Here is a 23,628-nt window from a genome sequence, read left to right as displayed (position 1 = left end):
GACAGGTTCACGGCGCGAAGGCGCGCGGCGAACCGCCGTCTTCGGCCGACTCGTAGGCCGCGGCCAGCAGGCGCAGGGTGCGGGTGGAGTGCTCCAGCGCACACGGCGGCGTCTCGCCTCGATCGATTGCGGCCAGAACGTCGGTGAGCAGGCGCGCGGTGGCGTCGGGGAACAGGTCGATCGGCGCCGTGGCCAGCCGCTCCATGCGCTCCTCCCGGTAGAGGCGCGCGGTTCCGCCCATGGCGACCTCGACGTCGACGAACGGCTTGCGGGTGCGCGCATTCAGGCCGGCCGCAGCCTGCAGCCGCCCGCCGATGCTGGTCTCGATGATCGCCTCCGTCCCGTCCAGGCGGATGTCCAGGTAGCGGTGGCGGCCGGGCGACAGCCGATCCAGCAGGATCAACGCCATGCGCTCGCCGCTGAACTCCAGCTCGACAATGTTCAGGTGGTCGGGCGCGGCGGGTCCGGCGGGCCTGGGCATGCGCGCGCGGATCGACATCGGCGCCTCATCGAAGAAATATTGGGCGAGGTCGAGCACGTGGGTGCCGAACTCCTTGAAGGTGCGCTGGGGATCGAGGCCCCGCCAGCCTTCCTCGGTCTCGGGCGTGACGATGAAGGTCTGCTGCAGGGTGATGAACTGCAGCTTGCCGAAGCCCGGCTCGGCCATCCGGCGCTTCGCCGCCGAATGGATCGGCATCCAGGGGAATTCGCTGTTGACCACCACGTGACGACCAGCGGCCCGCGCCAGCTCGGCCAGCGCCTCGGCGTCCTCGATGCGCTCGGCGAGCGGCTTTTCGCAGAACACATGGCAGCCGGCCTCAAGCCCCAGCTTGGTCAGGGCGAAATGGGAGTCCGGCGGCGTGACGATGAACAGCATGTCGGGGCGCGTCTGGGCCAGCAGCTCGGCCGGGCTGTCGAACAGCGGAAAGGACGGCGCCTGGGCCGGCGGATGCAGGTCATGCCCACCGACCACCTCGACGCCCGCGAGCTTGGCCACCGCCGGCAGATGGATCCGATGCGCGGCGCGGCCAAGGCCGACGATGGCGATGCGTATGGGCATTTTGTTTCGTTCGGGTCCTATGTCGCCGGACAGGGGTTGACCAATACCGGCTGCACGTTACCCGACCCTCAAGGTTTCCGGTCGGTTGGGGCGGTCTTCGTTAATGGTTTGCCGTTTGATTCACATGCGATCAAACGCCGGTTCAAACAGGCAGGTGAGAAATGGACGGCGCCCGGGAAGGTGACGACGAGGGCCAACGGGTCAAGCTGTCGGACGCCGCCAGCTATGACGCCAATGCTGGCGACTTCGATGCGCTGACCGAGCGGTTCGCCGCTCCGCTCGCCGAACGCATGCTCGACCTGGCTGGGCTGTCCGCCGCCGACGCCTTGCTCGACGTTGGGACAGGCAGCGGCCTAGTGGCGTTGCGCGCGGCGGCCCGCACGCCGCAAGGCCGCGCCGTCGGCATCGACCACTCGGTGGGGATGCTGCAACAGGCGCGCGACAAGGCGAAGCGCCTGAACGTGGCGGCGACGTTCTCCGCCATGGACGCTGAAGCCCTGGAATTCCCGGACGCTTCATTCGACGCGGTCGTGTCGTTGTTCGTGCTGCGCCATCTGCCGAACCCGGCGGCGGCCACGCAGGAGATGCATCGCATGCTGAAGTCGGGAGGGCGGCTGGTGGTCGGGATCGGCAGCGGTCCGTCCCCGACCTCACCCGAAGGACTGGCCGCCGCCGCGCGTGTCGCCTGGTCCAAGATAGAGCACGCCCGCGGACGTCTGCTTGAGGCGCCCCGCTTCCTTCAGGAATTGATGGCCGCAAGAGGCTGGCGCGCGGCCCAGGACACCGGCGCGCATCATCATGGGATCGATGTCCGCAGGATGATGGCGAACGCCGGCTTCAGCCACGTCGAAACCACGTGGCTGGGCCGCGTGGTGGAACTCGAGCCGGAAGATTTCTGGTCCGTGCAGGCGACCTATTCCAGCCCCGAGCGCATGCGCCTGGCTGAGCTTCCCGCCGATCAGGTGACTGAACTGAAGCGGAATTTCATCGCCAAGGCCGAGCATGTGCGCGCCGCAGGCGGGCGGTTGGTATACCGCTACGGCGCTATGTTCTACACGGCTGTAAAGTCCGGCCGCGCCTAGCGGCGGACGGCCAGCAGGGCGAGGTTCTGGCCGCGGCCGCGCAGCATCGCCGTCGCCGCCCGCTCCCAGAAGTAGTACGGCACGCCGAAGCCGCGGCGTGTCCTCAGGCCATGCACGTCGTAGTATAGCGGATCGAGCTCGGGATGGCCGGCGGGCTCGGTGCGGACCTCGCGGATGTCGAAGCCCTGGCGCTCCAGCATCAACCGGAGCGATTTCAGCGTGAAGCCCCACAGATGCTTCGGCGGATTAACGCCCGACAGCGCTTTGTTCCAGGCGATGGCGCGCGCCTTGGCGGCGCCCATCTGCGGATTGCTCCGTCGAATGACCCGGTAGTTTGAGAGCACGGTGGCGGGGTGGGCGAATTGCTCTCTGCCGAGAACGTTGGGGGTCTCCAACTCCAGGACTCCGCCGGGGCGGATCACCTTTGCCACGTGCGCCAGGTAGGCTTCCGGGTCGATCATGTGCTCGATCGTGTGGCGGGCGAGGACGAAGTCGAACTCCGCCTCGGAGAAGTAGTCGCTGCTGCGACCGATATCGCCAGCGACCGTCCATTTGACGCCAAGGCGTTCGCGAGCGAATTGAAGCGCGTCGTCGGCGAAATCCATCAGGCATACGTCAACGCCCCGCGCCTGCGCTACGGCGGACCAGTATCCGACACCCCCGCCGAGGTCGAGCATGCGCCGCGGAGCGGCTTCACTAGTAATCTCAGCGAACCGTTCGAAATAATAGACGACTGCGCGATCGACTCTTTCGAACCATCGCTCAGACTTGGCCATGTCGCGGCCGTCGGCGCCTTGATAATATTCATAAAGTGCAGCATGCGTCGGAAGAGGGATAGTGGCCTCAAGTTGGCAATCGACACAACGATAGATTGAATAATTATTCCAATCCATCCAATATTTCATTGATCCAAAACATGCAATACAATTACAATCGATTTTCATCGAGTCTACATCTGTAACGAGAGATGACATTTGTCAGACTCTACTGATTTTCATTGGAATTATCATAAACCGAGAATGCCGTTCATCACGCCAATGTACTGCTCGGTTATCGGCTTCCAGTCGTACGCCGATGCACGGCGTGGCCCGAGCATCGCCATCTCAGCGCGCCGCGCCGGGTCGGCGATCAGGGCTCCCAACGCCTCGCGCAGCGTTCCGACTTCGGCGTCGGGCAGCAGAAGCGCAACACCCCCGGCGAATTCGGGCAACGCGGTGTTGTCAAGCGCCACCGCGGGCGTCCCACAGGCCATCGCCTCGAGGACGGGCATGCCGAAACCCTCGTAAGACGTCGGATAAACGAGGATCTCGGCGGCGTTGTACGCCAAGACCATGTCTTCATGCGACGCGTACGGGACGGCGACGACGTCGTCCTGCAAGCCGAGCGCCTCGACCGCTGGGCCGAACGGCGTACCGGCGAGAGCCGCTCCAATCAGCACGAGCTTGTGTGGAATGCCATCGCGCTGCTTCAACTCTCCGAATGCGCGGATCAACGCCGGCAGATTTCTACGCTTCGCTGGCTTACCAACGTACAACAACATCGGCACATCTTCACCAAGCAGTGAGATGCGCCACGATCTGACCGCTTCTTCATCTGCGAGTTTGCGAAACAATTTCGTGTCCACCCCTTCGGGAATCACGGATATCTTGTTCGCATCCACTCCGTAGAATCGAATGATGTCGCGCTTACTGTGTTCACTGACAGTACTCACCGCAGTCGCGGCATGAGCGCTGAGCGTGTATACGATGCGCGCCCGGGTCCGCGGCAGGAATGGAAAGGCCTGTGGATAGCCTTCGTATGAGCCGTGATGGATAAGCAGGGTCGGAGATCGCGCCATCAGCGGGGCGGTGTAGCTGGGGCACAACAACAGGTCTTGCCGGGCCTGAGACAGCACCAGCTGCTCCCACCAACCCGGCGACAGACGGGAGGGCAGGACGACATTGATCGCCTTGCTGCCGGGCTTCAGGTCGATGGGCTCAGGTGAGTAGACTCGAATCTCGTCGAACGGATGTTGCGCGCGATCGAGCTCATCGAGGATGGCCTCGATCGCCCGGCCAACGCCACTGACCCGGCCCTGCAGACGCAACCCATTGACGCCTAGGATCATTCCGCATCATCCGATTGCGACGCTTGAGACGTAGCGACTTGAGGCGCACTCGCGACCATACTCACGGCCGTGCACGAGCCGTGCCGGCCGCCGCGCTGATGATCGAATATGACCAGCTCACCAAATCGAACCACTTAACAACTTCTGCGCAGCATAAAGCCCACGAGTTGTTGGGATTTCGTATCGAAACGGATCGCGAGATGGGACATTCAGCAGCCTTGGCCCGCGCCCTGGCCCGGTCGCTTACGAGGGCGATCCTGGGACACCGGATCCGGGCGCTACACCCGACCCTGATCTCAGATCCGACGGCCATCTGGGATTACGGTTATCGCGACATTCACTCGATCCGCATCGGTCAGAAGGTGAGCGTGGGGCCTTATGCCGAGATCGTCATATATCGGACCAGCCCCTACAGCTCGGTCGAAGGCTCGCTGACGCTGGAGGACGGCTCGGTGATCGGCGCCGGGGCCAACATCCGCGCCGCCGGCGGGGCGATCCGCATCGGCGCTGGATCGGCGGTGACCCAGAACTGCGTCGTGGTCGCCGCGAACCACAAGGTCATCGCGGGCGTTGCGCGCCTGCACAACCCGTGGGACGAGGAGCGTTGCGGCATAGACATCGGCGCGAACGTGTGGATCGGGGCCAACAGCGTGGTGCTGCCCGGGGCTTCGATCGGCGACAACGCGATCATTGCCGCCGGCAGCGTCGTTCGCGGCGTCGTGCCCCCTGGCGAGCTGTGGGGCGGGGTGCCGGCTCGCCGGATCAGGGATCTTGGCGAAGGCGCAGCAGCGTCCGCAGACGCCCCTGCCTGAAAGCGCTGATGGCGTTAGCGGCGCCGTGGCGGAGAAACAGGACCACGGTCATCGCCAGCACGGCGGTGGTGAATCCGACGCGAAGAGTCATTCCTTGGATGGAGAACGGCTCCCCCCCGCGGAAGAGGAGGCCCGCGCAAGCGATCACCGAGAGGATCCACGCCAAACGAAGCGCGACCGCAGTCCCTACGGTGATGCGGTGCTTCAGCGCGAGCCGAAGCGCGATCGCCGCCGCATAGACAACCATGCCGAGCGCTAATCCACTCGCGGCGCCGGTCAGCCCGAAGCGCGGCGCCAGCAAGGCGGTGAAGACGGCGCCGCCGCCAAAGCCCAGCAAGCCTAGTCCAGCTACTGCTCCGGTATCGTCCAGGGCCATCAGCAACTGCTGGTAGACGTAGGTGAGCTGAGCCAGGCACTGCCAGATCATGAGGATGAACAGCACGGCGGCCGCCGGCGCGAACGCGCGGGTGTAGAGCAGCGCGATCACCAGATCGGGGACCAGCAGGATCGGCATGGCGCCGACCAGCAGCACCAGCAGCATCTGGAGGGCATAGCGGTCGGCGGTGGCGCGCATGGACGCCACGTCCGGCTGTCGATTGAGCATCGGCACGAAGTAGAGGTTGCCGAGCGCGGCCAGGACCCCGCCGACAGTCAGCGCGAGGCTCATACCGGCTTGCATGACGCCGACGCTCGCCTCGCCCAGGCTAACGAGAACCGCAAGGCGCACGGCGAACAGGCTGCCGGCGTAGACTACCATGACCGAGTAGACGCTCATGGCGTTGGCGGTCACATCGCGGCGCAGGCCCCGCAGATGGGCCGAGCCGCCCGCGCCCGCGAGCCAGTGGACGCCCAGCGTGCGTGACAGGGTGGCCGCGGCGATGGCGATCACCACCACCCCGGACAGAGCAACGCCGAGATAAAGCGCGTCGAGGCCGCCCATCGCCGCGCCGAGCACCGCGCCGATCGCGGCTGCGCCTACGGCGACGAGGTTCAAGCCGGCGGCGGCCAGCGGGCGACCGACGGCGGCCAACATGTTCACCGCGAAGGCGCCCAACATCAGCGCCGGCACGCCGACAATGGCCAGCTTCAGGGCCAGGCCGTAGGGCGCGAGTTCCACGCCGATGACGGACGGCCAGATCTGGACCAACACGATCGCGATCAGCGCGGTGAGGCTGGCGCACAGCGCGATCAGGCGGCCGAAGCCCGCGCCGACAAGGCGCAGGGCGTCCGGACCCTCCGCATGAGCCCTGGCCATGAAACGGAGCGCGACGAACGACAGCCCAAGGCCGCCTAGCTGCATCAGCACCATCACCAACTGGTCGATGGTGGCGACGATCCCGAAGCCCGAAGGACTGAGCATCACAGCAAGCGCCTTGCTGCGGGCGAGGCCGACCAGCGTTAGAAGCACCTGCAGAAGGCCGATGGCGATCAGGATCCGACTCATCTGGAGCCTTGTCGCAGGGCGTGGCGGCACGGCGCCAGGGTGATCACCATCCAGACGCCTAGCGCGGTCCGGGCTCCGCCGGCCCGTCGACGCGGTAGATGACGTAATCGGCGTGCATGAACGTCGAATGGTGGCGGTAGACCGGCGTCAGCTTCAGCCGATGCGCGACCTTCCGCGCGATGAACCCATGGCCATCGAGGTCGCTTAGGTACTGGATCTTGCGATCGAGGATATAGAGGTCCGTGCGATCGTCTTTGAGGAAGGGCACCAGCGCCGCGTTATTGATCAGGCCGTCCAGGTTCACCACGCGCCGCTGGGCGTAGAAGCCGACGACGCCCGCGTTCCACGACCCGACGATCGCATCCTTTGAAAGATTGGCGTTGATCCACTGCGCGGCCCTGTAGCTCTCGTCGTTCCAGGAGAGGTTCCAGTCGCGGCGGACCTGCGCGCCCGTCCAAAAGTAGTGGGCGTGCTGCCAGGCGTGCGCGACGATCAGCAGGGCCAGCGCGACTAGACCACCGCGCGCCAACAGGCCGCCCGGCAGCTTTGGGCCGACCCGGGCGGCGGAATATTCGATCGCAGCGGCCGCGAGCAGCGCGCCCGTGACGATCAGGCAGATTTCGGCCGACACCAACCACCAGCGGGTGATCGCATAGACCTGCGTCGGATAAACGCCGACCGAGACCATGGCGTCGATGATCGCGAACGCCGCCACGGGCCAGAACGGCGCCATCCGTACGATCCGCGCGCCGAGGAAGCGCAGCCACTCGATCGGGCGACCCAGGAGCGCAGGACCGCCCAGGGCGAGCGCCACCACAGCGAATGCGGGAGCCCACGACGTCGCGCCTTCGCGGAACAGCCGCAGGCCAGTGATCCAGAAGCCGTCCAGCAGGCGCGAGGTGACGAACCACCGCAACGCCTCTCGCCAGTGGTAGAAGATGAACGACGCACGCTTGCCGAGCCCTGCCGGCTCGCCGCCGGCCCACTGGGCCAGTTGCGCCTGCACCCCAAGGGTCTTCACCACACCGCTCACCGGGAGCAGCGCACCGGTGGTCGCCACATTCCACGCCAGATACGGCGCCACGACCGCAGAAGCAGCCAAGCCCGCAACGAAGGCTTGGCGAAACCGGGTCGCGAAGCTTCCCGCGTGACGGTCGAGCAGATGAGCCGCCAGAAGCACGGGAATGAACAATCCCGCGTTCAGCCGGCTGAGACATACGAGCCCGAGTAAGACGCCGAGGATCGCGGCGTTCCTCAGCGACCCGCCATTCCGGACGTGAAGCTGGTGGTAGCCCAGCGCCGCGATCAACATCAGCGCAAGGAGCGGTGACTCCATCCCCCACAACCGGCCCCAGACGAAACTTGGCGCAAACAGCCACGCGCCCGCGGCCGCCAGACCCGTGAGGAACGAGACCTGTTTGGCGAGAAGGCGATACAACAAGACAGCGCCGGCGACATGGACCAGGGCGGCCAGCAACACGAACAGTCGCGCCAGGGTGGCGACGTCCGTCACGCCCACCCAGGACGAAACGACAGCGAGGCCGCTGAGTAGAAGCGCCCACAGCGGCTGCACCCCGTTCGTCGGCTCGAGCCCGTCGAACGACCAGAACCCAAGGCGGGCGTAGTTAACCGCGACCTTGAAATAGTAGTAAGCATCGTCCCCGCGATGCACGAACTCCGCGATCGGCGTGAAGGCTTGGCCAACGGCGGCTAGCCCGCCTACCCCGAAAACGAGGCTTAAGGCCCAACAATGCGAACGGTTCATGGCTGCCCTGGCCGACGAAATGACGAGGGGGAAAATTAGCCCGGAAAGCGTGAAGGCATCGTAATGCCAGTGTGGACTGATGGTATATGGATTGCCGTGCAAACTGACAGTGATGGAGAAGTGTCCCGAATATGAGGATTTTCATTCACCTGATCGCAGCCGTGGGGTTACTCTTCCTCAGCTATCTCGGAGCCGGGATCTTAGCACATCAGATTTCTCATCTGACATATACAGGCGAATGGACTTCGTGGAGCCTACTTGACGCGCTCGAGCGAGCGCACCTTGCTCAACGTCTCGATTCGCGAATTCTCGGGCTCATGGACCACCTCCCCCTAGGTTTCACCCTGCTCGGCTGTGGCGTATTAACCGCTGCAATCGCAAGATCGATCAGCAAACGCCTCTAAGATTGGATCACCATGGATCAGTTCGATGTCCCCATATCCGTGTATATGCGACATCTGTTTCTTGATTTACGTGGACCAACATTCTTAATAATGATGACTATATTCATAGCTTTTCGAAAAATTACAGTCACTGCGTTGGAAACTAAATCATCTGAGATATTTTTAAATGTTTCTGTGATATTTCTGCTAACCTTGCAATTGTTCTACGCGACAGTATTCCTCATTTTACCGCAGTATTATGAACCATCAGCCGACCCAACAATTGTCGTAACTGCGCTTAACAATCTCTCCGGCATGCCACCCCACCCAAGATGGGAGCGATCTCAAGGTTCATACGGCTTGATGTATGGCCCCTTCCTAAACGATGTCGTGGGCATCCCGTTGTTGTTTTCGAAAACTGTCCTCGCGGCCAAGCTCGGACAGGGACTGGCTTGTTTTGCGGCAGTGGGCCTGCTCGTCGCCATCGCCCGAACGAGTGTGGCCAGCGATCGTGGCCGTCTCCTGTCCTTTTACCTGCTCTGCTTCACGGCTGAGGCCTTCTACGGCTTCATCAGCAAGTCCGATCCGTTCCTATTCCTATTTGTCGCGACCGCCGCGCTCATCGCGGCGAAGCTTCGAGGCATCGCCGCCGTCTCGGCGATTGGATTCCTCGCCGCGTTGGCGTTTGGGATGAAGGCACATGCGGTCGCCTATTTCGCACCTCTGATCGCCGTCCAATGCTTCGTCGAGCCAGGTGTATGGCGCCGAGCACCGGCGCTGATCTTGGCCGCCTTGTTGACTTTCCTCTTCGGCGTGGCGCTGACGTTCCACTTTGACTGGGGTCGGTTCTCCGATTGGCTCCACTACTTCCTGATGGCGGGCTCGGTCGGCGTCGTTCCGTCTCAGCTCTTCTTCGAGAATATTCCCTACGCCATTGTCCTGGCCCTCCCGTTCGCCCTGCGGATAGCGGAACTGCCGAGGGAAAGGCGCGCGGGTTGGATTGGCGCACTCACGATCACCGCGATCTCAGTGGCGTTGGTTTGTTTCATCGGCGCCGCACCAGGTGCAGGCCCGCACCATCTGGCGCCGTTCATTCCTGTCTGGCTGCAGATGTGCGTCTCCCTGCCCGGCAAGACTTCAGAACGCGCTAGCGCGCGATTTTTGCTTCCGGTCGCGCTGGCGGTCGCCGTGGCGCCTGCTGCTCTGCTCGGTAAGGAGATTGTCGACATGTGGCACGGCCGCGAACTGGCTCGCGCGAAGCTTGCTGAAGCAGCCTCGCTGCATCACGCTTATCCGTCGGCGGAGTTCGGCCCCACAGACAGCGCGCACCTTTCGGACATGAGCGCCCGCGTAGGCGCGGCGTTGGCCGGCGCCCGGTTTCGCTTTGACATCGGCGGGTGGTCCGACCTGAACGCCGCTGGCGTCATGCCGCAAGATGAGCCCCTGCTTTCGAATTGCACGATTCCGTATTGGGTGCTGCCTGCGCAGGGAAGACCGTTTTCCTGGATCAACTATTTCACGCGCAAGCCCGCTTTCCCGATGGCGGACCAGCAACGCTTCGTGGAGACCCATCGCATCGTCGAGTCTCGCCGCTATTTTTCGGTGTGGCGGTGCGTGGGGTCCAAGCCTAAGTAAGGTAACTTCTGCCTAAATCGGCGGCGCTAGTGTAACACAACGCACACGCAGCAATTTTCATTTCGCAGTGCGGGAACTCCTGGCGTCACGCCCTGTTCTAGGCCTCGGGCGGCGTAGCGGGTTTTGGTTGGCGAAGCGTGCGGCCCTTGGAGTTTCGATGGAGATGGCGACCCGGCGCCCAGACGCTGGCCCTGCTGGGCGTGGCGCTCCATGTCGATGATGCTGCTGAGCGCACTGGCGCTCGCCTATCTGTTGGGCGGCATGACCGGCCCCGGGCTGTGGCGCGCGGTGCGTCGGGTCTGGCGCAGCATACGCGGCGAACGTCCGGAATCCTGGAGCACCTATCATCACCTGGGAACGCGCTCGCCCGACCAGGACCGGGCGCGGCGCCGGCGCGGCTGAGGCCGCCGCCTCTCGCGGCGAATCGGATCATGGTCGGCGTCGCATTCACCCAACTGCGGAGAGCATCACGGTGAAAGCCCGGACAATCGCTGCGGCGGTGATCTGCGGCCTGGCCGCGGCGCAGGCCGCGTTCGCCCAACCGGCGGCAAGTTTCCCGCCCGCGTCGGACGCTGAATCCCTCGCCGTCTGGCTGGTGGCCAATACCGACCTGGCGCCAGCCGCCGTGGTGTCGATCGGGCGCACCAGCGTCATCGGCCTTCGCTCCGTGGCCCTGCCAGTGTCGGCAGGCGCAGGGCTGTTCGACGTCCACATCCGCTCCGAGGTGATCGACGCCGAAACCGCGTCCGAGGGCGGCTATCTGTCCTGGTCGGCGGACGTGCAGGTCGACTGCGCCGGTCGCCGCAGCCGGGCGACGACGATCACCAACTATCCTCAACGCAACCTCCGCGGCGCCGGGCGCGAAGGCAGCGAGTCCGGCGAATGGGTGAGCCCGGCGGCCGGCACGCGGCTGCACAGCGTGATCCAGGCGGTCTGCGATCCGAATTTCCGCCGCCCGCTGGCCGGCCTGCCGCGCACCAAGACCAAGCCGGCGGCGGTCGCCGCAGCGCCAGCCCCCCCGGGCGCAAAAGCCAAGTCCCCCGCCGCCAAGCCGCCAGCCCCCGTGGCTGTGAAGCCACGCACGGGAAATAGCCCCAGCGCGGTGCAGCTCAGCGCCTCCGGCTCAGCAGTCCAGGCGCGACAGTCGATCACCAAGATCCGGCGCGCCTTCGCCGTGCAGACTACGGGCCTGCTGGACACCGTCGAAGAGGCCACGGTGGGCGGAAAGCCCGTCTATCGCGCCCTGCTCTACGGCTTCGCCTCACGTGGCCAGGCGGTGAGCCTGTGCTCGGTTCTGTCCGCCAAGGGACAGGCCTGTTTCGTGAAGGAGCGCGCGACACGATAAAGCGCGGTTTGCGTCATAGCGTGGTTAGCACGCGCTTAAGGTTCTCTTAGCTTCCGGCGTCCTACCGTAGGCGCGATACGGAACCAGCGACCGGCGACGGGTTTGTAAAAGGGGAAAGGCTCACATGGTCTCCCTCCGCTACGAAGCGACGACAATCCCGCGCGCGATGATCACGCGTAAGGACGACGGGGTCGAACACAATCGCCTGAACTGGCGGTTGCTGCTGGCGCTCGCGCTCAATGTTGCTGTGTGGGCGGCGGTCCTGCAGATCGCCCGGGTCCTTCTTTAGACGTCTCGAGTATTCTCCCGTTGCGTGCGTGTGCTTGCGCTGAGCGCATGACGCCCCGTGAATGCTGAAGCCAGTTTCTTTCTGCGTATGGCGCATGGGCGGGGCCATCTGGACCCTTGGTCCAGATGCGCCAAGGCCGGGTCGGCTGGCGACGGAGAAGTCGATCATGGATCAGCCAAGCCTGGCCTACGCGCTGCGCCGTCAGGGCGCGGGATGGTCATGGCGCATCACCAACGCGGCCGGCGACACAGTGGCCACCGGGCTTGAACAGGCCAGGGCCGCCGCCGTTGAGGCGATCGACGGCTCGCTTCGCGCGCTCGCCCGGGCCGGCGTCGGCGAGCTCTTCACACGCCGCACTCGCTGAGACGCCGAAGAAGAGTCTGACCTTGCTGAACCTGCTGATCGTCGAACTTGCGCTCGTCTATGGCCTGGGCGCGATCACCGGGCCGGGGCTGGGCCGCAGCGCCAAGCGGGTGTGGCGGCGGCTGGGCGGGCGGCGGGATCGGGGCTGGAGCGGCTACTTCCAGGGTTGAGCCGGAGCGCTCAGCTCGAACCGCGCTGCAGGAACACCACCGGCAGGGTCCTCGCCAGTATCTTCAAGTCCAGCGCCAGCCGGCGGCGCCGCACATAGGCCACGTCCATCACCACACGACGGCGGAAGCTGAGCTGGTTGCGCCCGCTCACCTGCCAAAGGCCGGTCATGCCGGGGCGGACGGCGCAGTAGTGGCGGAAGTGCACGCCGTAGAGGGAAATCTCCTCCTCCATGATCGGCCGGGGGCCCACCAGACGCATGTCGCCGCGCAGGATGTTGATCAGTTGCGGCAGCTCGTCGAGGCTGGCGCGGCGCAGAAACCGGCCGGCGGGCGTCACGCGCGGATCGTCGCGCAGCTTGCGGATGCGCGCCCACTCCTCGCGCGCCTGCGGATCGGTCGCCAGACGGTGGGCGAGCATGGTCTCGGAATCGACGACCATGGTTCGGAACTTCAGGCATTCGAACACCCGCCCGTCGCGGCCGACGCGGCGTTGGCGAAATAGCGCCGGTCCGCCGTCCTGCGCGCGGATCGACAGCGCGATGGCGACCATCATCGGCGCAACGAACAGCAACACCAACAGCGCCAGCAGGGCGTTGGCCATATCCCCAGACGTCAGCCGTCGCGACCGCGAGCGCGGCGCGCGCGTCACATCGGCGGCGAACGTCAGTTCGGTCATTGTGCTTTCGGCTCTTGGCGAGCCGGCCCGTTCCCTACGGGCGCGTTAACCTTGACCAGAGCCGAGGGGTTCGGTGCGGCGCGCGGGTTTATTTATTTAAGCCGTCTCACACATCTGTGATCACGCCTGAAGCCGTGCTGCGAACACGAAAAAGGCCCCGGCGCGGACGCCGGGGCCTTGTCTCACAACGCTTTGGGATGTCGGCGTTTTCTAGGACGCGTAGAATTCGATGACCAGGTTCGGCTCCATCTTCACCGGATAGGGCACCTCGGCCAGCTCCGGCGCACGCACGAAGCGGGCGGTCATGCCCTTGGTGTCGACTTCGATGTAATCCGGCGTCTCGCGCTCGCCCGACTGCAGGGCTTCGAGCACCAGGGCCATGTTGCGCGAACGCTCGCGCACGGTGATCACGTCCTCCGCCTTGCAGCGATACGACGGGATGTTCACCCGCTGGCCGTTCACGAGCACGTGGCCGTGGTTGACGAATTGGCGCGCCGCGAACGGCGTGGGGACGAACTTGGCGCGATAGACGATGGCGTCCAGGCGCGATTCCAGCAGCGCGATCAGGTTCTCGGACGTGTTGCCCTTGCGGCGCGACGCCTCCTGATAGATGCGGCTGAACTGCTTTTCGGTGAGATTGCCGTAATAGCCCTTCAGCTTCTGCTTGGCGCGGAGCTGCAGGCCGAAATCGGAAACCTTCTGCTTGCGGCGCTGGCCATGCTGGCCGGGACCGTAGGCGCGGGAGTTGATCGGGGACTTTGGGCGACCCCAGATGTTCTCGCCCATCCGCCGGTCGAGTTTGTATTTCGCCGAGTGGCGCTTCGACATGAGTTACACTTCTCTTCTGTCGATCCGGACCGGCGCACTCCGAAGCTGGAGGCGCGATCTCAACGGCGGTCTCGGATCACCCGTCATAGATTTCGCGACCGCGCGGGAGACCCGGCGGCGGAAAGGGGCGGTGTATGCTCACCCCTCCCCCTCAAGTCAAGCGTTTCACCCAGCGCCGGGCGCCAGCGTGCGGCGCAGGAACGCCTCGATGTCGGCGTTCATCTGCTCGTGGAATGCGGCGCGGTCGAACCCTTCCGGATCCTGCGCCGGCAGGAAGCCCGGACGGCGCATGGCCGGGGGAAACGGGCTCTGGAACGCGAAATGCCCGGCGCCGGCCACCTCGCGATGCTCGAGCAAGCCGCGCCGCAGGCCGCGCGCGACGATGCGGCCGTGGATCTGCGGGGTGCTCAGGTCCTTCTCGCCGGTGAGCATCAGCACCGGAATGGAAACCTCCGCCAGCGCACCCTCGGCGGCGAACCAGGCGACGGCCGGAGCCAGCAGCACAAGCGCTTTGACGCGCGGGTCGGGCGTCACCGGCACGACGGCCTGCTTGCCGTCCGGGGTCTCGTGGTCGAAGGCGGTCGGCTTGCCGCCGGCCATCGCCAGCGCTGTGTAGCCGCCCAGGGAGTGGCCGATCACGCCGACAGCGGCGGCCAGTCTTTGGCCGACGATCGGATCGGCGAACGCCGCGTCGATCGCAGCCCGGATATGGCGCGGCCGGTTCTCCAGCACCTGTGCGGTGTGGGCCAGGCGGTTGTCGTCGCGGTTGTTGCCCGGATGCTCCACCAGGGCTGCGACGAAGCCGGCGCTGGCCAGATGGGCGGCCAGGTCGCGGTGGGTCGCCGCCGAGCCGCCGCCGCCGTGGGAGATCGCCACCAAAGGCAGGCCGGTGCCCTCCACCGGCGCGTCGGCGGCAAGCAGCATGGGATAGGGGCCGAGGTCTGTGGGCCGGGCGATGGCGAACGTGGGATAGAACAGGCGCACCGGCACGGCTTCGCCGTTGACCGCGTCGCGGGCGTCCAGGCGATGATGACCGACGCCGGGCTTGCGCACCCTAAGGCGTCCCGCGGGAAGCGGTCGCGCGCAGGTTCATTCGCCGATCTCCGGTTTCGCTGCGCGGCGGGCGAGTTTCTCCAGCACCCGGCCACGCCCCTTGGACAACGCCGTCACCACGCCGCGGAAGGTGCGCACCTCCTGGTCGTTGAGCTGGGCGCGGGCGAGCGCCGAGCGCAGGTTCTGCACCATCGATGGCTTTTTCTCCGGCGGATGGAAGAAGCCGCCGGCCTCCAGTTCGGCCTCAAGATGCTCGTAGAGCCCGATCATCGCCGCCTGCTCGGCCGGCGGCGCGCCGTCGCGGAACTTGGCGGGCGCCGTGGCGTCCTGGGTCATGCGCCACTCGTAGGCGTTCAGCGCTACGGCCTGGGCGAGGTTCAGCGACGAGAATCGCGGATCGACCGGAATGGTGATCACCGCCTGGCAGAGCGCGATGTCGGCGGTCTCCAGCCCGGCGCGCTCGCCGCCGAACAAGAGGCCGGTGCGCAGTCCCTGGCGCGACGCCGCCGCCAGCTTCGCGGCCGCCTCGCGAGGCGTGAGGATCGGCAGCTGCACCTCCCTGGGCCGCGCGGTGGTGGCGTAGACCACGTGCAGGTCGGCGATCGCCGCCTGCAGGCGCTGGTGCGCTTTGGCTGCGTCCAGCGGCCAGTCGGCGCCGGACGCAGACGCCCAGGCGCGAGGCTGAGGCCAGCCGTCGCGCGGATTGACCAGCCGAAGATCGCTCAGGCCGAAGTTGGCCATCACGCGCGCGGCGGCGCCGATGTTCTCGGCAAGCTGCGGCATGCTGAGGATCACGCAGGGAGGAAAACGATCAGTATCGGCCATCAGGGCGTTTTCATCCCCCGGGCAGGTGCAGCGCAAGCGCCGCCTGTAGCAACTGCCTCGCTGACGTTACGGACCCCTTGGCCTTTGCGTCGGCTGGCGCGGCCCGGTATACGGCCCGGCAACCTGTTTCGAACCGCTCCGGAGCGCTGCCCCAGATGGCCAAGATCAAAGTCGCCAACCCCGTCGTCGATATCGACGGCGACGAAATGACCCGCATCATCTGGAAGTGGATCAAGGACAAGCTGATCTTCCCCTACCTGGACATCAAGCTGGACTACTACGACCTGGGCATCGAGCACCGCGACGCCACCGACGACCAGGTGACGATCGATGCGGCCGAGGCGATCAAGCGCCACGGCGTCGGCGTCAAGTGCGCCACCATCACCCCCGACGAGGCCCGCGTCGAAGAATTCAAGCTGAAGTCGATGTGGCGCTCGCCCAACGGGACGATCCGCAACATCCTGGGCGGCGTGGTGTTTCGCGAGCCGATCATCTGCGAGAACGTCCCCCGCCTGGTGCCCGGCTGGAACCAGCCGATCATCATCGGCCGCCACGCCTATGGCGACCAGTACCGCGCCCAGGACTTCGTGGTGCCCGGCGCCGGCAAGGTGACGATGACCTGGAGCGGCGCCAACGGCGAGAAGATCGAACGCGAGGTGTTCGACTTCAAGGGCCCCGGCGTGACCATGGGCATGTTCAACCTGGACGACTCGATCCGCGATTTCGCCCACGCCTGCTTCGCCTTCGCGCTGGCGCGAAAGTACCCGCTGTATCTGTCGACGAAGAACACCATCCTCAAGGCCTATGACGGGCGCTTCAAGGACATCTTCGCCGAGGTCTTCGCCGCGGAGTACGAGGGCCGCTTCAAGGCGGCGAACATCGTCTACGAACACCGCCTGATCGACGACATGGTGGCCGCGGCGCTGAAGTGGTCCGGCGGCTTCGTCTGGGCCTGCAAGAACTACGACGGCGACGTGCAGTCGGACACCGTGGCGCAGGGCTTCGGTTCGCTGGGCCTGATGACCTCGGTGCTGCTCACTCCCGACGGCAAGATCATGGAGGCGGAAGCCGCCCACGGCACCGTCACGCGCCACTTCCGTCAGCACGAGCGCGGCGAGGCGACTTCGACCAACTCGATCGCCTCGATCTTCGCCTGGACCCGCGGCCTGCAACACCGCGCCAAGCTGGACGGCAACGCCGAACTGGAACGCTTCGCCACCGTACTCGAGGAAGTCTGCGTCTCCACTGTCGAAGCCGGTTCGATGACCAAGGACCTGGCGCTACTGGTGGGCGATCAACAGGGCTGGCTGACGACTGAGGGCTTTATCGACAAGGTCGCCGCCAACCTCGAGCTGGCGCTGGCCAAGGCCTGATGGCTTCTGCGCGGCGGCCTGGACGGTGAATCTGCTCCAGGCCGCGGCGCCGCTGCTGATTCCGATCGTCGTGGGCATGATCCTGGGACGGTTGGGTTGGCTGGGCGACACCGGCGTGCGCCGCCTGGTCGCCTTCACCTATTGGATCGGCTTTCCGCTAATGCTGCTGCACGGGCTGGGCCATAGCGCGCCGCCCGACCCCAGCCTGGGCATGGCCCTGGGCGCTTACGCCGTTTGCATGTGCTCGATCCTCGGTGTGGCGATCCTGATTGCCCGGGCAATGGGCTTCGACGCCCAGGTGCGCGCCGGCATGCCGATGGCCGCCTCCATGGGCAACACCGGCTTCTTCGGCGTGCCTCTGGCAGTGTCGCTGTTCGGCGAGGCTCAGCGCGGCCCCGCCACCGCCCTGCTCACCGCCGACTTCGTGATCCTGCTGACGCTCGCTGTCGCCACGTTGCAAAGTGCGCGGCCGGGCGGCTCGATACCGCGCCTGATCGCGCGCGTGCTGTTCAATCCGACTGTCGCCGGCGGCGTCGTGGGGCTCTGGCTCTCGTTGGGCCACATCGAACTGCCGCGGGCCATCGACCTGCCGCTGTCGTGGATCGCCGTCGGAGCCAGTCCCGTCGCCCTGCTCGCGCTGGGCGGGTTGATGGGCCGCGAGCCGGTGATCCCGCGCTCTGGCGAGTTCGCGCCGTTGGCGCTGACCCTCGCGCTGAAGTTGGTCGCAGCCCCGCTGCTGACCTGGACGCTCCTGGGCCTGCTGGGCCTGCGCCCGGACCTGCGCGCCACCGCCACCCTGCTCGCCGCATGTCCCACGGCGGTGAACGTCTTCATCCAGACCCGCAGCCTGGACGTCTTCGCCCGTGGCGCGTCCCAGGCGGTGATCCTGGGTACGGCCGCCAGCGCCCTGACCCTGCCGCTGATCGTCTGGCTGATCTCGTTCTGATCTAGCCGGCGAGCGCGGCCTTCACTGCGGCCAGGCCCTCGGCCGCCTTAGAGCCGTCGGGGGCGCCGCCCTGGGCGAAGTCGGGTCGCCCGCCCGCGCCCTGGCCGCCCATGGCTGTGACCGCGGCCTTGGCGAGTTCGACGGCGCTGAACTTGCTTTGCGCCGCGCCGGTGACCGCGACGGTCACCGCGCCCTTGCCCTCGGCGACGCCCACCAGGGCGATGACGCCGTCGGGCACTTGCTTTTTGAAGGCCTCGGCGATGGGGCGCAGGTCCTTGCCGCCGACGCCCTCCATGACCCGGGCCAGGATCATGACCCCGCCGATGTCCTCGGCCTCGGCGGGCGCCGACCCGCCCGAACCACCGCCCATGGCCAGTTGGCGCTTGGCGTCGGCCAGGTCCTTCTCCAGGCGCCGGCGCTGGGCCTCCAGCGACTCGACGCGCGCGGCGACTTCACTGACCGGGATCTTGAACTGCTCGGCGAGCGTGCGCGATACGCCGGCCTGCTCCAGCAGCCAGCGCCGCGCCGCCTCGCCAGTCAGCGCCTCGATGCGACGCACGCCGGCCGCGACGCCCTGCTCGGAGACGATCTTGAAGAGGGCGATGTCGCCGGTGCGCGCCACGTGGGTGCCGCCGCACAGCTCGACCGAATAGGCGCCCTCGCCGTCCAGCGCGCGGCCGAGCGCCAGTACGCGCACGCTGTCGCCGTACTTCTCGCCGAACAGGGCCATGGCGCCGGCTTCGATGGCGGCTTGCGGCGCCATCACCTGCAGGTCGGCGGGCAGGTTCTGGCGAATCACCGCGTTCACCTCGGCCTCGATGCGGTCGATCTCGTCGGCTGTCAGCGGCTGACCGTGGGAGAAGTCGAAGCGGATGCGCTCGCCGTCGACCATCTGGCCCTTCTGCGAGACATGCGGGCCGAGCACATTGCGTAGCGCCGCGTGCAGAAGGTGGGTGGCGGAGTGGTTGGAGCGGGTGGCGGCGCGCGCGTCGGCGGCCACAGCCAGGCGCACGCGCTCGCCGGGCTTCAGCACGCCCGAGACGACTTCCAGCTTGTGGGCGAAGAGGTCGCCGGCCTGCTTCTGGGTGTCGAGCACGCGCGCGACGCCCCCGGTCCATTCGACTTCGCCCGCGTCGCCGGCCTGGCCGCCGCTCTCGGCATAGAAAGGAGTGCGGTCGAACAGCGCCTGGACGGTCTGGCCGGCGGAGGCCTGATCGACCTCGACGCCGTCGGCGACCAGGCTCAGCACCTCAGCCGTCGCCTCCGAGGCTTCGTAGCCGATGAAGTCGCTGGGGCCGAGGCGATCGCGCAGCGCGAACCATTCGCTGGCCTGGGCGACCTGCCCGGAGCCGGTCCAGGCCTCGCGGGCCTGCTCGCGTTGGCGGTTCATGGCGACCTCGAAGCCCTCGACGTCGACAGTGATGCCGCGCGAGCGCACCGCGTCCTGCGTCAGGTCGAGGGGGAAGCCGTAGGTGTCGTAGAGCTTGAAGGCGACCTCGCCCGGGATGACGGCGCCTTCGCCAAGGCCCGCGGCGGCCTCCTCGAGCAGGGCGGAGCCGCGGCCCAGCGTGCGGCGGAAGCGTTCCTCCTCCTGGCGCAGGGTGTCGATGATCGCCGCCTCGGCGCGGCGCAGCTCCGGATAGGCCGCGCCCATCTGTTCGACGAGCGCCGGAACCAGGCGGTGCATCAGCGGGTCCTGCGCGCCCAGCAGATGGGCGTGGCGCATGGCCCGGCGCATGATCCGCCGCAACACGTAGCCGCGGCCTTCGTTCGACGGCGTCACCCCGTCGGCGATCAGGAAACTGGACGAGCGCAGGTGATCGGCGATCACCCGGTGCGAGGGTTCGCTGGCCGCGTCGCCCGGGCCAGTGAGCGCCTTGGAGGCGGCGATCAGCGCGCGGAACAGGTCGATGTCATAGTTGTCGTGCACGCCCTGCAGCACGGCCGCGACCCGCTCCAGGCCCATGCCGGTGTCGATCGACGGCCTGGGGAGGTCCGCGCGTAAGCCGTCGGCGAACTGCTCGTACTGCATGAACACCAGGTTCCAGATCTCCACGAACCGATCGCCGTCCTCATCCGGGCTGCCAGGAGGCCCGCCCGCGATGTGGTCGCCGTGGTCGTAGAAGATCTCCGAGCACGGGCCGCAGGGGCCGGTGTCGCCCATCGACCAGAAGTTGTCGGAGGTGGCGATGCGGATGATCTTCTCGTCCGGCAGGCCGGCGATCTTCTTCCACAGCGCGTGCGCCTCGTCGTCGGTGGCGTAGACGGTGACCAGCAGGCGCTCGGCCGGGATCTTGAACTCGCGCGTCAGCAGGGTCCAGGCGTGCTCGATCGCGCGTTCCTTGAAGTAGTCGCCGAACGAGAAATTGCCGAGCATCTCGAAGAAGGTGTGGTGGCGCGCGGTGTAGCCGACATTGTCCAGGTCGTTGTGCTTGCCGCCGGCGCGTACGCACTTCTGGGAGGAGGTGGCGCGCGGGGCCGGCGGGCTCTCGGCGCCGGTGAAGTAGTTCTTGAACGGCACCATGCCGGCGTTGACGAACAGCAGAGTCGGGTCGTTCTGCGGCACCAGAGGCGCAGACGCGACAGCCAGGTGGTCGTTCTTGGCGAAATAGTCGAGGAAGGTGGCGCGGATCTCGTTGAGGCTCGGCATGGCGCTTTCGTCGAAGTCTGGAACGCAGAGATTGGGACGTGGAAGGCGTTGGCGCGTCGGCGCGTGTTGCGCCGCACACCAAAGGGACCCGGCTCGTTTACTAGCCTTGGCGACGGCGGCAAAGAAAAAGGGCGCCGGGGCCGATCTGGCTCCGGCGCCCTGTCCGATGAACAGGCGTCGCGTGGCGAAGTGGAAGGCCCCGGCGGCGGGGTTTGCGGGGATCGCCGAAAGCCTTCGGGCGCGACGCCTGAGCGTCGGGGAGCCTGAGCGTCGGGTAAGCCCTATTCCTCTTCGGTTTCCGGGCGGCCAACCAGCAACTCTTCCTCGATCTTGGTGGAAGAGGCGCGCACCGCGGTCTCGATCTCGGCGGCGATATCCTTGTTGGCCTTCAGGAACTCGCGCACGTTGTCGCGCCCCTGGCCGATCCGCTGGCTGTTGAACGAGAACCAGGAGCCGGACTTGTCGATCACGCCGGCCTTGACGCCCAGGTCGATGATCTCGCCCAGCTTGGAGATCCCCTCGCCATACATGATGTCGAACTCGACCTCGCGGAACGGCGGGGCGACCTTGTTCTTCACCACCTTCACGCGGACGTTGTTGCCGACGATCTCGTCGCGGATCTTCACCGAGCCGGTGCGGCGGATGTCCAGGCGCACCGAGGCGTAGAACTTCAGCGCATTGCCGCCTGTGGTGGTCTCCGGCGAGCCGTACATCACCCCGATCTTCATGCGGATCTGGTTGATGAAGATCACCAGGGTGTTGGTCTTGGAGATCGAGCCGGTGAGCTTGCGCAGCGCCTGGCTCATCAGACGCGCCTGCAAGCCCGGCAGGCTGTCGCCCATCTCGCCTTCGATTTCGGCGCGCGGCGTCAGAGCGGCCACCGAGTCGATCACCACGATGTCCACCGCGCCCGAGCGCACCAGGGTGTCGGTGATCTCCAGGGCCTGTTCGCCGGTGTCGGGCTGAGAGACCAGCAGGTCGTCCAGGTTGACCCCCAGCTTGTGGGCGTAGGAGGGATCCAGCGCATGTTCGGCGTCGACGAAGGCCGCGGTGCCGCCGGCTTTCTGGATCTCGGCCACCACATGCAGGGCCAGCGTCGTCTTGCCCGAGCTTTCCGGCCCGTAGATCTCCACCACGCGGCCCTTCGGTAAGCCGCCGATGCCCAGCGCCAGGTCCAGGCCCAGCGAGCCGGTGGAGACGGACTCGATCTCGACGACCTTGCCCTTCTCGCCCAGCTTCATCACCGAGCCCTTGCCGAAGGCGCGATCGATCTGCGCCAGCGCGGCCTCGAGGGCCCGCTGCTTATCTCCGTCTTCTTTCGCCACGAGTTTCAAAGCCGACTGACCCATCCCAAGCGCTCCTTATCCCACGATTCCGCAAACCCCGGCGGCCATTCCGCGTTGCCTCTTAGCGCCGCTCGCCGAAGACCAATGCGTACTGGCTTTGTTCCAAGTTCGCAAGATGTTCTTTTTCAGAAATAGCCGGGTGCAGTTGGCGCCGCTCATACGAACTGGCACCGACGGCGCATAGGTTCTGTCAACGGACGTGCGGACTTAGGAACGAAACCAACGACATACACCGGCGTGGTTTCTCCTGGCTTGGGCACGTGGTTTCCCAATCGCGATGACACAGCCGCTGTTGAATCTACAGGACAATCTTCCGCGAGGTTTCTCAATCGCAGGACGATAGGGAAACCGATTGGGAAACCTCTTGCTCCCTCCGGCCGCCGACAGCAGCGTCCCCCGGTCGGGAAATTTACGGCTTGCCCGTGCAGTGATTATAAGAAATCAATAGCTCAAGGCCTTCGGAACGCAGCGTGATCAACGCGACCCGTCGGCCTCTCCCCAAATCACATCGCCTCACGTCGGGGCGAACACGGACGGGTCGCGCGATGACACGCGGACCCTTGGAGGTATCCATGGTCAATGCACGACCACAGCCGCTGACGGACCTCACGGGCTGCGCCTGCGAGGAGGCGGCGGCCCAATACACCCAGTTCGACAGTTATGGTGGCGGCGGCTGTGATGAGACGGAGGGCCGCTACGCAGACGTGGGGCTCCTTCGCTGTCGCACGTGCCGCCGGCTGTGGCTGCGTTACTTCGTCGAGTATGAGGCGTTCAGCCAATCAGGACGCTGGGCTCGCGGCCTGATTTCTGAAGCCGCCGCCGCGACGATCACCCCTGAAACGGCTCTTGCTCATCTCGATGGCTTGGACTGGTACCTTTATGGCGGTTCCTATTACGGGAGCTCCGGTCGACGCAGCGGCCCAATGCACTGGGGGCTGTAGGTAAGCCTTCCGCGCAAGATTCTCCCTTGCCCCCGCATACGTTATAAGAAATCAATAGCTCACGCCTCTGGGTCGCCGCGCCAAAGTCGCCGCCCCAATGGGCTCTTCTCGCACAACAATGAGATCGACGACCCATGCTCTGGGTCGAGGAAAGGCTGGCTGCGCTATGAGCCAAGACATCATCGGCGACATCCACGGTCACGCGGACCGATTGGAGGCGCTTCTACAAAACCTCGGCTATCGCCATCGGAACGGCGCCTGGCGCCATCCGACGCGCACCGCTGTCTTCGTCGGCGACCTGATTGACCGCGGGCCAGGCCAGCTTCGAACCTTGGAGCTGGTCCGCGCGATGATCGATGCCGGCTCCGCTCGAGCCGTCATGGGCAACCACGAGCTCAATGCGATCGCCTGGGCAACGCCGCACGCAGACATCGAGGGAGATCACCTTCGGACGCGCGTGGGACCTAAAGGCGAGAAGAATCGCCATCAACACGCGGCCTTCCTGAGCGAGGTCGGCGCAGACACTCCAGAACAT

At 65.9% G+C, this 23,628-nt stretch carries 23 protein-coding genes; 12 read left to right on the top strand and 11 right to left on the bottom strand.

Annotation, left to right across the window (positions count from 1 at the left end):
- Positions 1 to 7: 7 nt before the first annotated feature.
- A complete protein-coding gene (locus Q8R27_RS03630; protein WP_305697729.1) occupies positions 8 to 1,060 on the bottom strand; it encodes a Gfo/Idh/MocA family protein in 1,053 nt (350 codons plus the stop codon).
- 161 nt (positions 1,061 to 1,221) lie between these two features.
- On the opposite strand from Q8R27_RS03630, the gene Q8R27_RS03625 reads away from it, so the two are divergent.
- Positions 1,222 to 2,142: a class I SAM-dependent methyltransferase gene (locus Q8R27_RS03625; protein WP_305697728.1), complete on the top strand. Its 921-nt coding sequence runs from the start codon at positions 1,222 to 1,224 to the stop codon at positions 2,140 to 2,142.
- Here the strand turns inward: Q8R27_RS03625 and Q8R27_RS03620 are convergent.
- Entirely contained in the window at positions 2,139 to 3,116 is a 978-nt protein-coding gene (locus tag Q8R27_RS03620) for a bifunctional 2-polyprenyl-6-hydroxyphenol methylase/3-demethylubiquinol 3-O-methyltransferase UbiG (protein WP_305697727.1), read from the bottom strand. The genes Q8R27_RS03625 and Q8R27_RS03620 overlap by 4 nt on opposite strands.
- Before the next feature lie 32 nt (positions 3,117 to 3,148).
- Positions 3,149 to 4,249, bottom strand: a complete 1,101-nt coding sequence (locus Q8R27_RS03615; RefSeq protein WP_305697726.1) for a glycosyltransferase family 1 protein — start codon at positions 4,247 to 4,249, stop codon at positions 3,149 to 3,151.
- Positions 4,250 to 4,329: 80 nt separating this feature from the next.
- Between Q8R27_RS03615 and Q8R27_RS03610 the strand changes: the two genes are divergently transcribed.
- Positions 4,330 to 5,061: a DapH/DapD/GlmU-related protein gene (locus Q8R27_RS03610; protein WP_305697725.1), complete on the top strand. Its 732-nt coding sequence runs from the start codon at positions 4,330 to 4,332 to the stop codon at positions 5,059 to 5,061.
- On the opposite strand, the gene Q8R27_RS03605 is transcribed toward Q8R27_RS03610, so the two are convergent.
- Both Q8R27_RS03605 and Q8R27_RS03600 read right to left on the bottom strand, forming a co-directional pair.
- Positions 5,012 to 6,505: a hypothetical protein gene (locus tag Q8R27_RS03605; RefSeq protein WP_305697724.1), complete on the bottom strand. Its 1,494-nt coding sequence runs from the start codon at positions 6,503 to 6,505 to the stop codon at positions 5,012 to 5,014. The genes Q8R27_RS03610 and Q8R27_RS03605 overlap by 50 nt on opposite strands.
- 58 nt (positions 6,506 to 6,563) lie before the next feature.
- Complete coding sequence (locus tag Q8R27_RS03600; protein ID WP_305697723.1) at positions 6,564 to 8,372, bottom strand: glycosyltransferase family 39 protein; 1,809 nt, start codon at positions 8,370 to 8,372, stop codon at positions 6,564 to 6,566.
- A 314-nt stretch (positions 8,373 to 8,686) separates the two neighbouring features.
- Here Q8R27_RS03600 and Q8R27_RS03595 point away from each other — a divergent pair, with 314 nt between their 5' ends.
- The 6 genes from Q8R27_RS03595 (at position 8,687) to Q8R27_RS03570 (ending at position 12,455) form a co-directional block, all read left to right on the top strand.
- Positions 8,687 to 10,288 carry a hypothetical protein gene (locus Q8R27_RS03595; RefSeq protein WP_305697722.1) on the top strand — a complete coding sequence of 534 codons (1,602 nt, stop codon included), beginning with the start codon at positions 8,687 to 8,689 and terminating at the stop codon, positions 10,286 to 10,288.
- 210 nt (positions 10,289 to 10,498) lie between these two features.
- The gene (locus tag Q8R27_RS03590) at positions 10,499 to 10,690 is read left to right on the top strand and encodes a hypothetical protein (RefSeq protein WP_305697721.1); all 192 of its coding nucleotides are present in this window, start codon (positions 10,499 to 10,501) and stop codon (positions 10,688 to 10,690) included.
- A gap of 70 nt (positions 10,691 to 10,760) precedes the next feature.
- Positions 10,761 to 11,633: a surface-adhesin E family protein gene (locus Q8R27_RS03585; RefSeq protein WP_305697720.1), complete on the top strand. Its 873-nt coding sequence runs from the start codon at positions 10,761 to 10,763 to the stop codon at positions 11,631 to 11,633.
- A 124-nt stretch (positions 11,634 to 11,757) separates the two neighbouring features.
- Positions 11,758 to 11,922 carry a hypothetical protein gene (locus Q8R27_RS03580; RefSeq protein ID WP_305697719.1) on the top strand — a complete coding sequence of 55 codons (165 nt, stop codon included), beginning with the start codon at positions 11,758 to 11,760 and terminating at the stop codon, positions 11,920 to 11,922.
- A gap of 166 nt (positions 11,923 to 12,088) precedes the next feature.
- Positions 12,089 to 12,286: a hypothetical protein gene (locus Q8R27_RS03575; protein ID WP_305697718.1), complete on the top strand. Its 198-nt coding sequence runs from the start codon at positions 12,089 to 12,091 to the stop codon at positions 12,284 to 12,286.
- A 22-nt stretch (positions 12,287 to 12,308) separates the two neighbouring features.
- Positions 12,309 to 12,455 (top strand): hypothetical protein, encoded by a 147-nt coding sequence (locus tag Q8R27_RS03570; protein WP_305697717.1) that lies wholly within the window; start codon positions 12,309 to 12,311, stop codon positions 12,453 to 12,455.
- A 10-nt stretch (positions 12,456 to 12,465) separates the two neighbouring features.
- Here Q8R27_RS03570 and Q8R27_RS03565 read toward each other — a convergent pair whose 3' ends face one another.
- The 4 genes from Q8R27_RS03565 to Q8R27_RS03550 all read right to left on the bottom strand — a co-directional run bounded on the left by Q8R27_RS03565 (position 12,466) and on the right by Q8R27_RS03550 (position 15,837).
- Complete coding sequence (locus tag Q8R27_RS03565) at positions 12,466 to 13,131, bottom strand: sugar transferase (protein ID WP_305697716.1); 666 nt, start codon at positions 13,129 to 13,131, stop codon at positions 12,466 to 12,468.
- 210 nt (positions 13,132 to 13,341) lie between these two features.
- Complete coding sequence (gene rpsD / locus Q8R27_RS03560) at positions 13,342 to 13,959, bottom strand: 30S ribosomal protein S4 (RefSeq protein ID WP_305598259.1); 618 nt, start codon at positions 13,957 to 13,959, stop codon at positions 13,342 to 13,344.
- A 165-nt stretch (positions 13,960 to 14,124) separates the two neighbouring features.
- Positions 14,125 to 15,012: a hypothetical protein gene (locus tag Q8R27_RS03555; protein WP_305697715.1), complete on the bottom strand. Its 888-nt coding sequence runs from the start codon at positions 15,010 to 15,012 to the stop codon at positions 14,125 to 14,127.
- A gap of 36 nt (positions 15,013 to 15,048) precedes the next feature.
- Positions 15,049 to 15,837, bottom strand: coding sequence for an RNA methyltransferase (locus Q8R27_RS03550; protein WP_305697714.1), 789 nt, complete (start codon positions 15,835 to 15,837; stop codon positions 15,049 to 15,051).
- A gap of 155 nt (positions 15,838 to 15,992) precedes the next feature.
- Here Q8R27_RS03550 and Q8R27_RS03545 point away from each other — a divergent pair, with 155 nt between their 5' ends.
- The gene (locus Q8R27_RS03545) at positions 15,993 to 17,210 is read left to right on the top strand and encodes an NADP-dependent isocitrate dehydrogenase (RefSeq protein ID WP_305697713.1); all 1,218 of its coding nucleotides are present in this window, start codon (positions 15,993 to 15,995) and stop codon (positions 17,208 to 17,210) included.
- 25 nt (positions 17,211 to 17,235) lie between these two features.
- The gene (locus tag Q8R27_RS03540) at positions 17,236 to 18,156 is read left to right on the top strand and encodes an AEC family transporter (RefSeq protein ID WP_305697712.1); all 921 of its coding nucleotides are present in this window, start codon (positions 17,236 to 17,238) and stop codon (positions 18,154 to 18,156) included.
- 1 nt (position 18,157) lies between these two features.
- Here Q8R27_RS03540 and alaS read toward each other — a convergent pair whose 3' ends face one another.
- Entirely contained in the window at positions 18,158 to 20,806 is a 2,649-nt protein-coding gene (gene alaS / locus Q8R27_RS03535) for an alanine--tRNA ligase (RefSeq protein WP_305697711.1), read from the bottom strand.
- A 281-nt stretch (positions 20,807 to 21,087) separates the two neighbouring features.
- Complete coding sequence (gene recA, locus Q8R27_RS03530; RefSeq protein WP_305697710.1) at positions 21,088 to 22,155, bottom strand: recombinase RecA; 1,068 nt, start codon at positions 22,153 to 22,155, stop codon at positions 21,088 to 21,090.
- A gap of 569 nt (positions 22,156 to 22,724) precedes the next feature.
- On the opposite strand from recA, the gene Q8R27_RS03525 reads away from it, so the two are divergent.
- Together Q8R27_RS03525 and Q8R27_RS03520 are read left to right on the top strand one after the other, a co-directional pair.
- Positions 22,725 to 23,093: a hypothetical protein gene (locus Q8R27_RS03525; protein WP_305697709.1), complete on the top strand. Its 369-nt coding sequence runs from the start codon at positions 22,725 to 22,727 to the stop codon at positions 23,091 to 23,093.
- 166 nt (positions 23,094 to 23,259) lie between these two features.
- On the top strand, positions 23,260 to 23,628 hold a 369-nt coding region (locus Q8R27_RS03520; protein ID WP_305697708.1), incomplete at its 3' end, for a metallophosphoesterase.

The organism is Phenylobacterium sp. (assembly GCF_030697305.1).
Classification (GTDB): Bacteria; Pseudomonadota; Alphaproteobacteria; order Caulobacterales; family Caulobacteraceae; genus Phenylobacterium.
The sequence above is the reverse complement of the archived record's forward strand: the minus strand, read 5'-3'. Positions and strand labels throughout refer to the sequence as shown.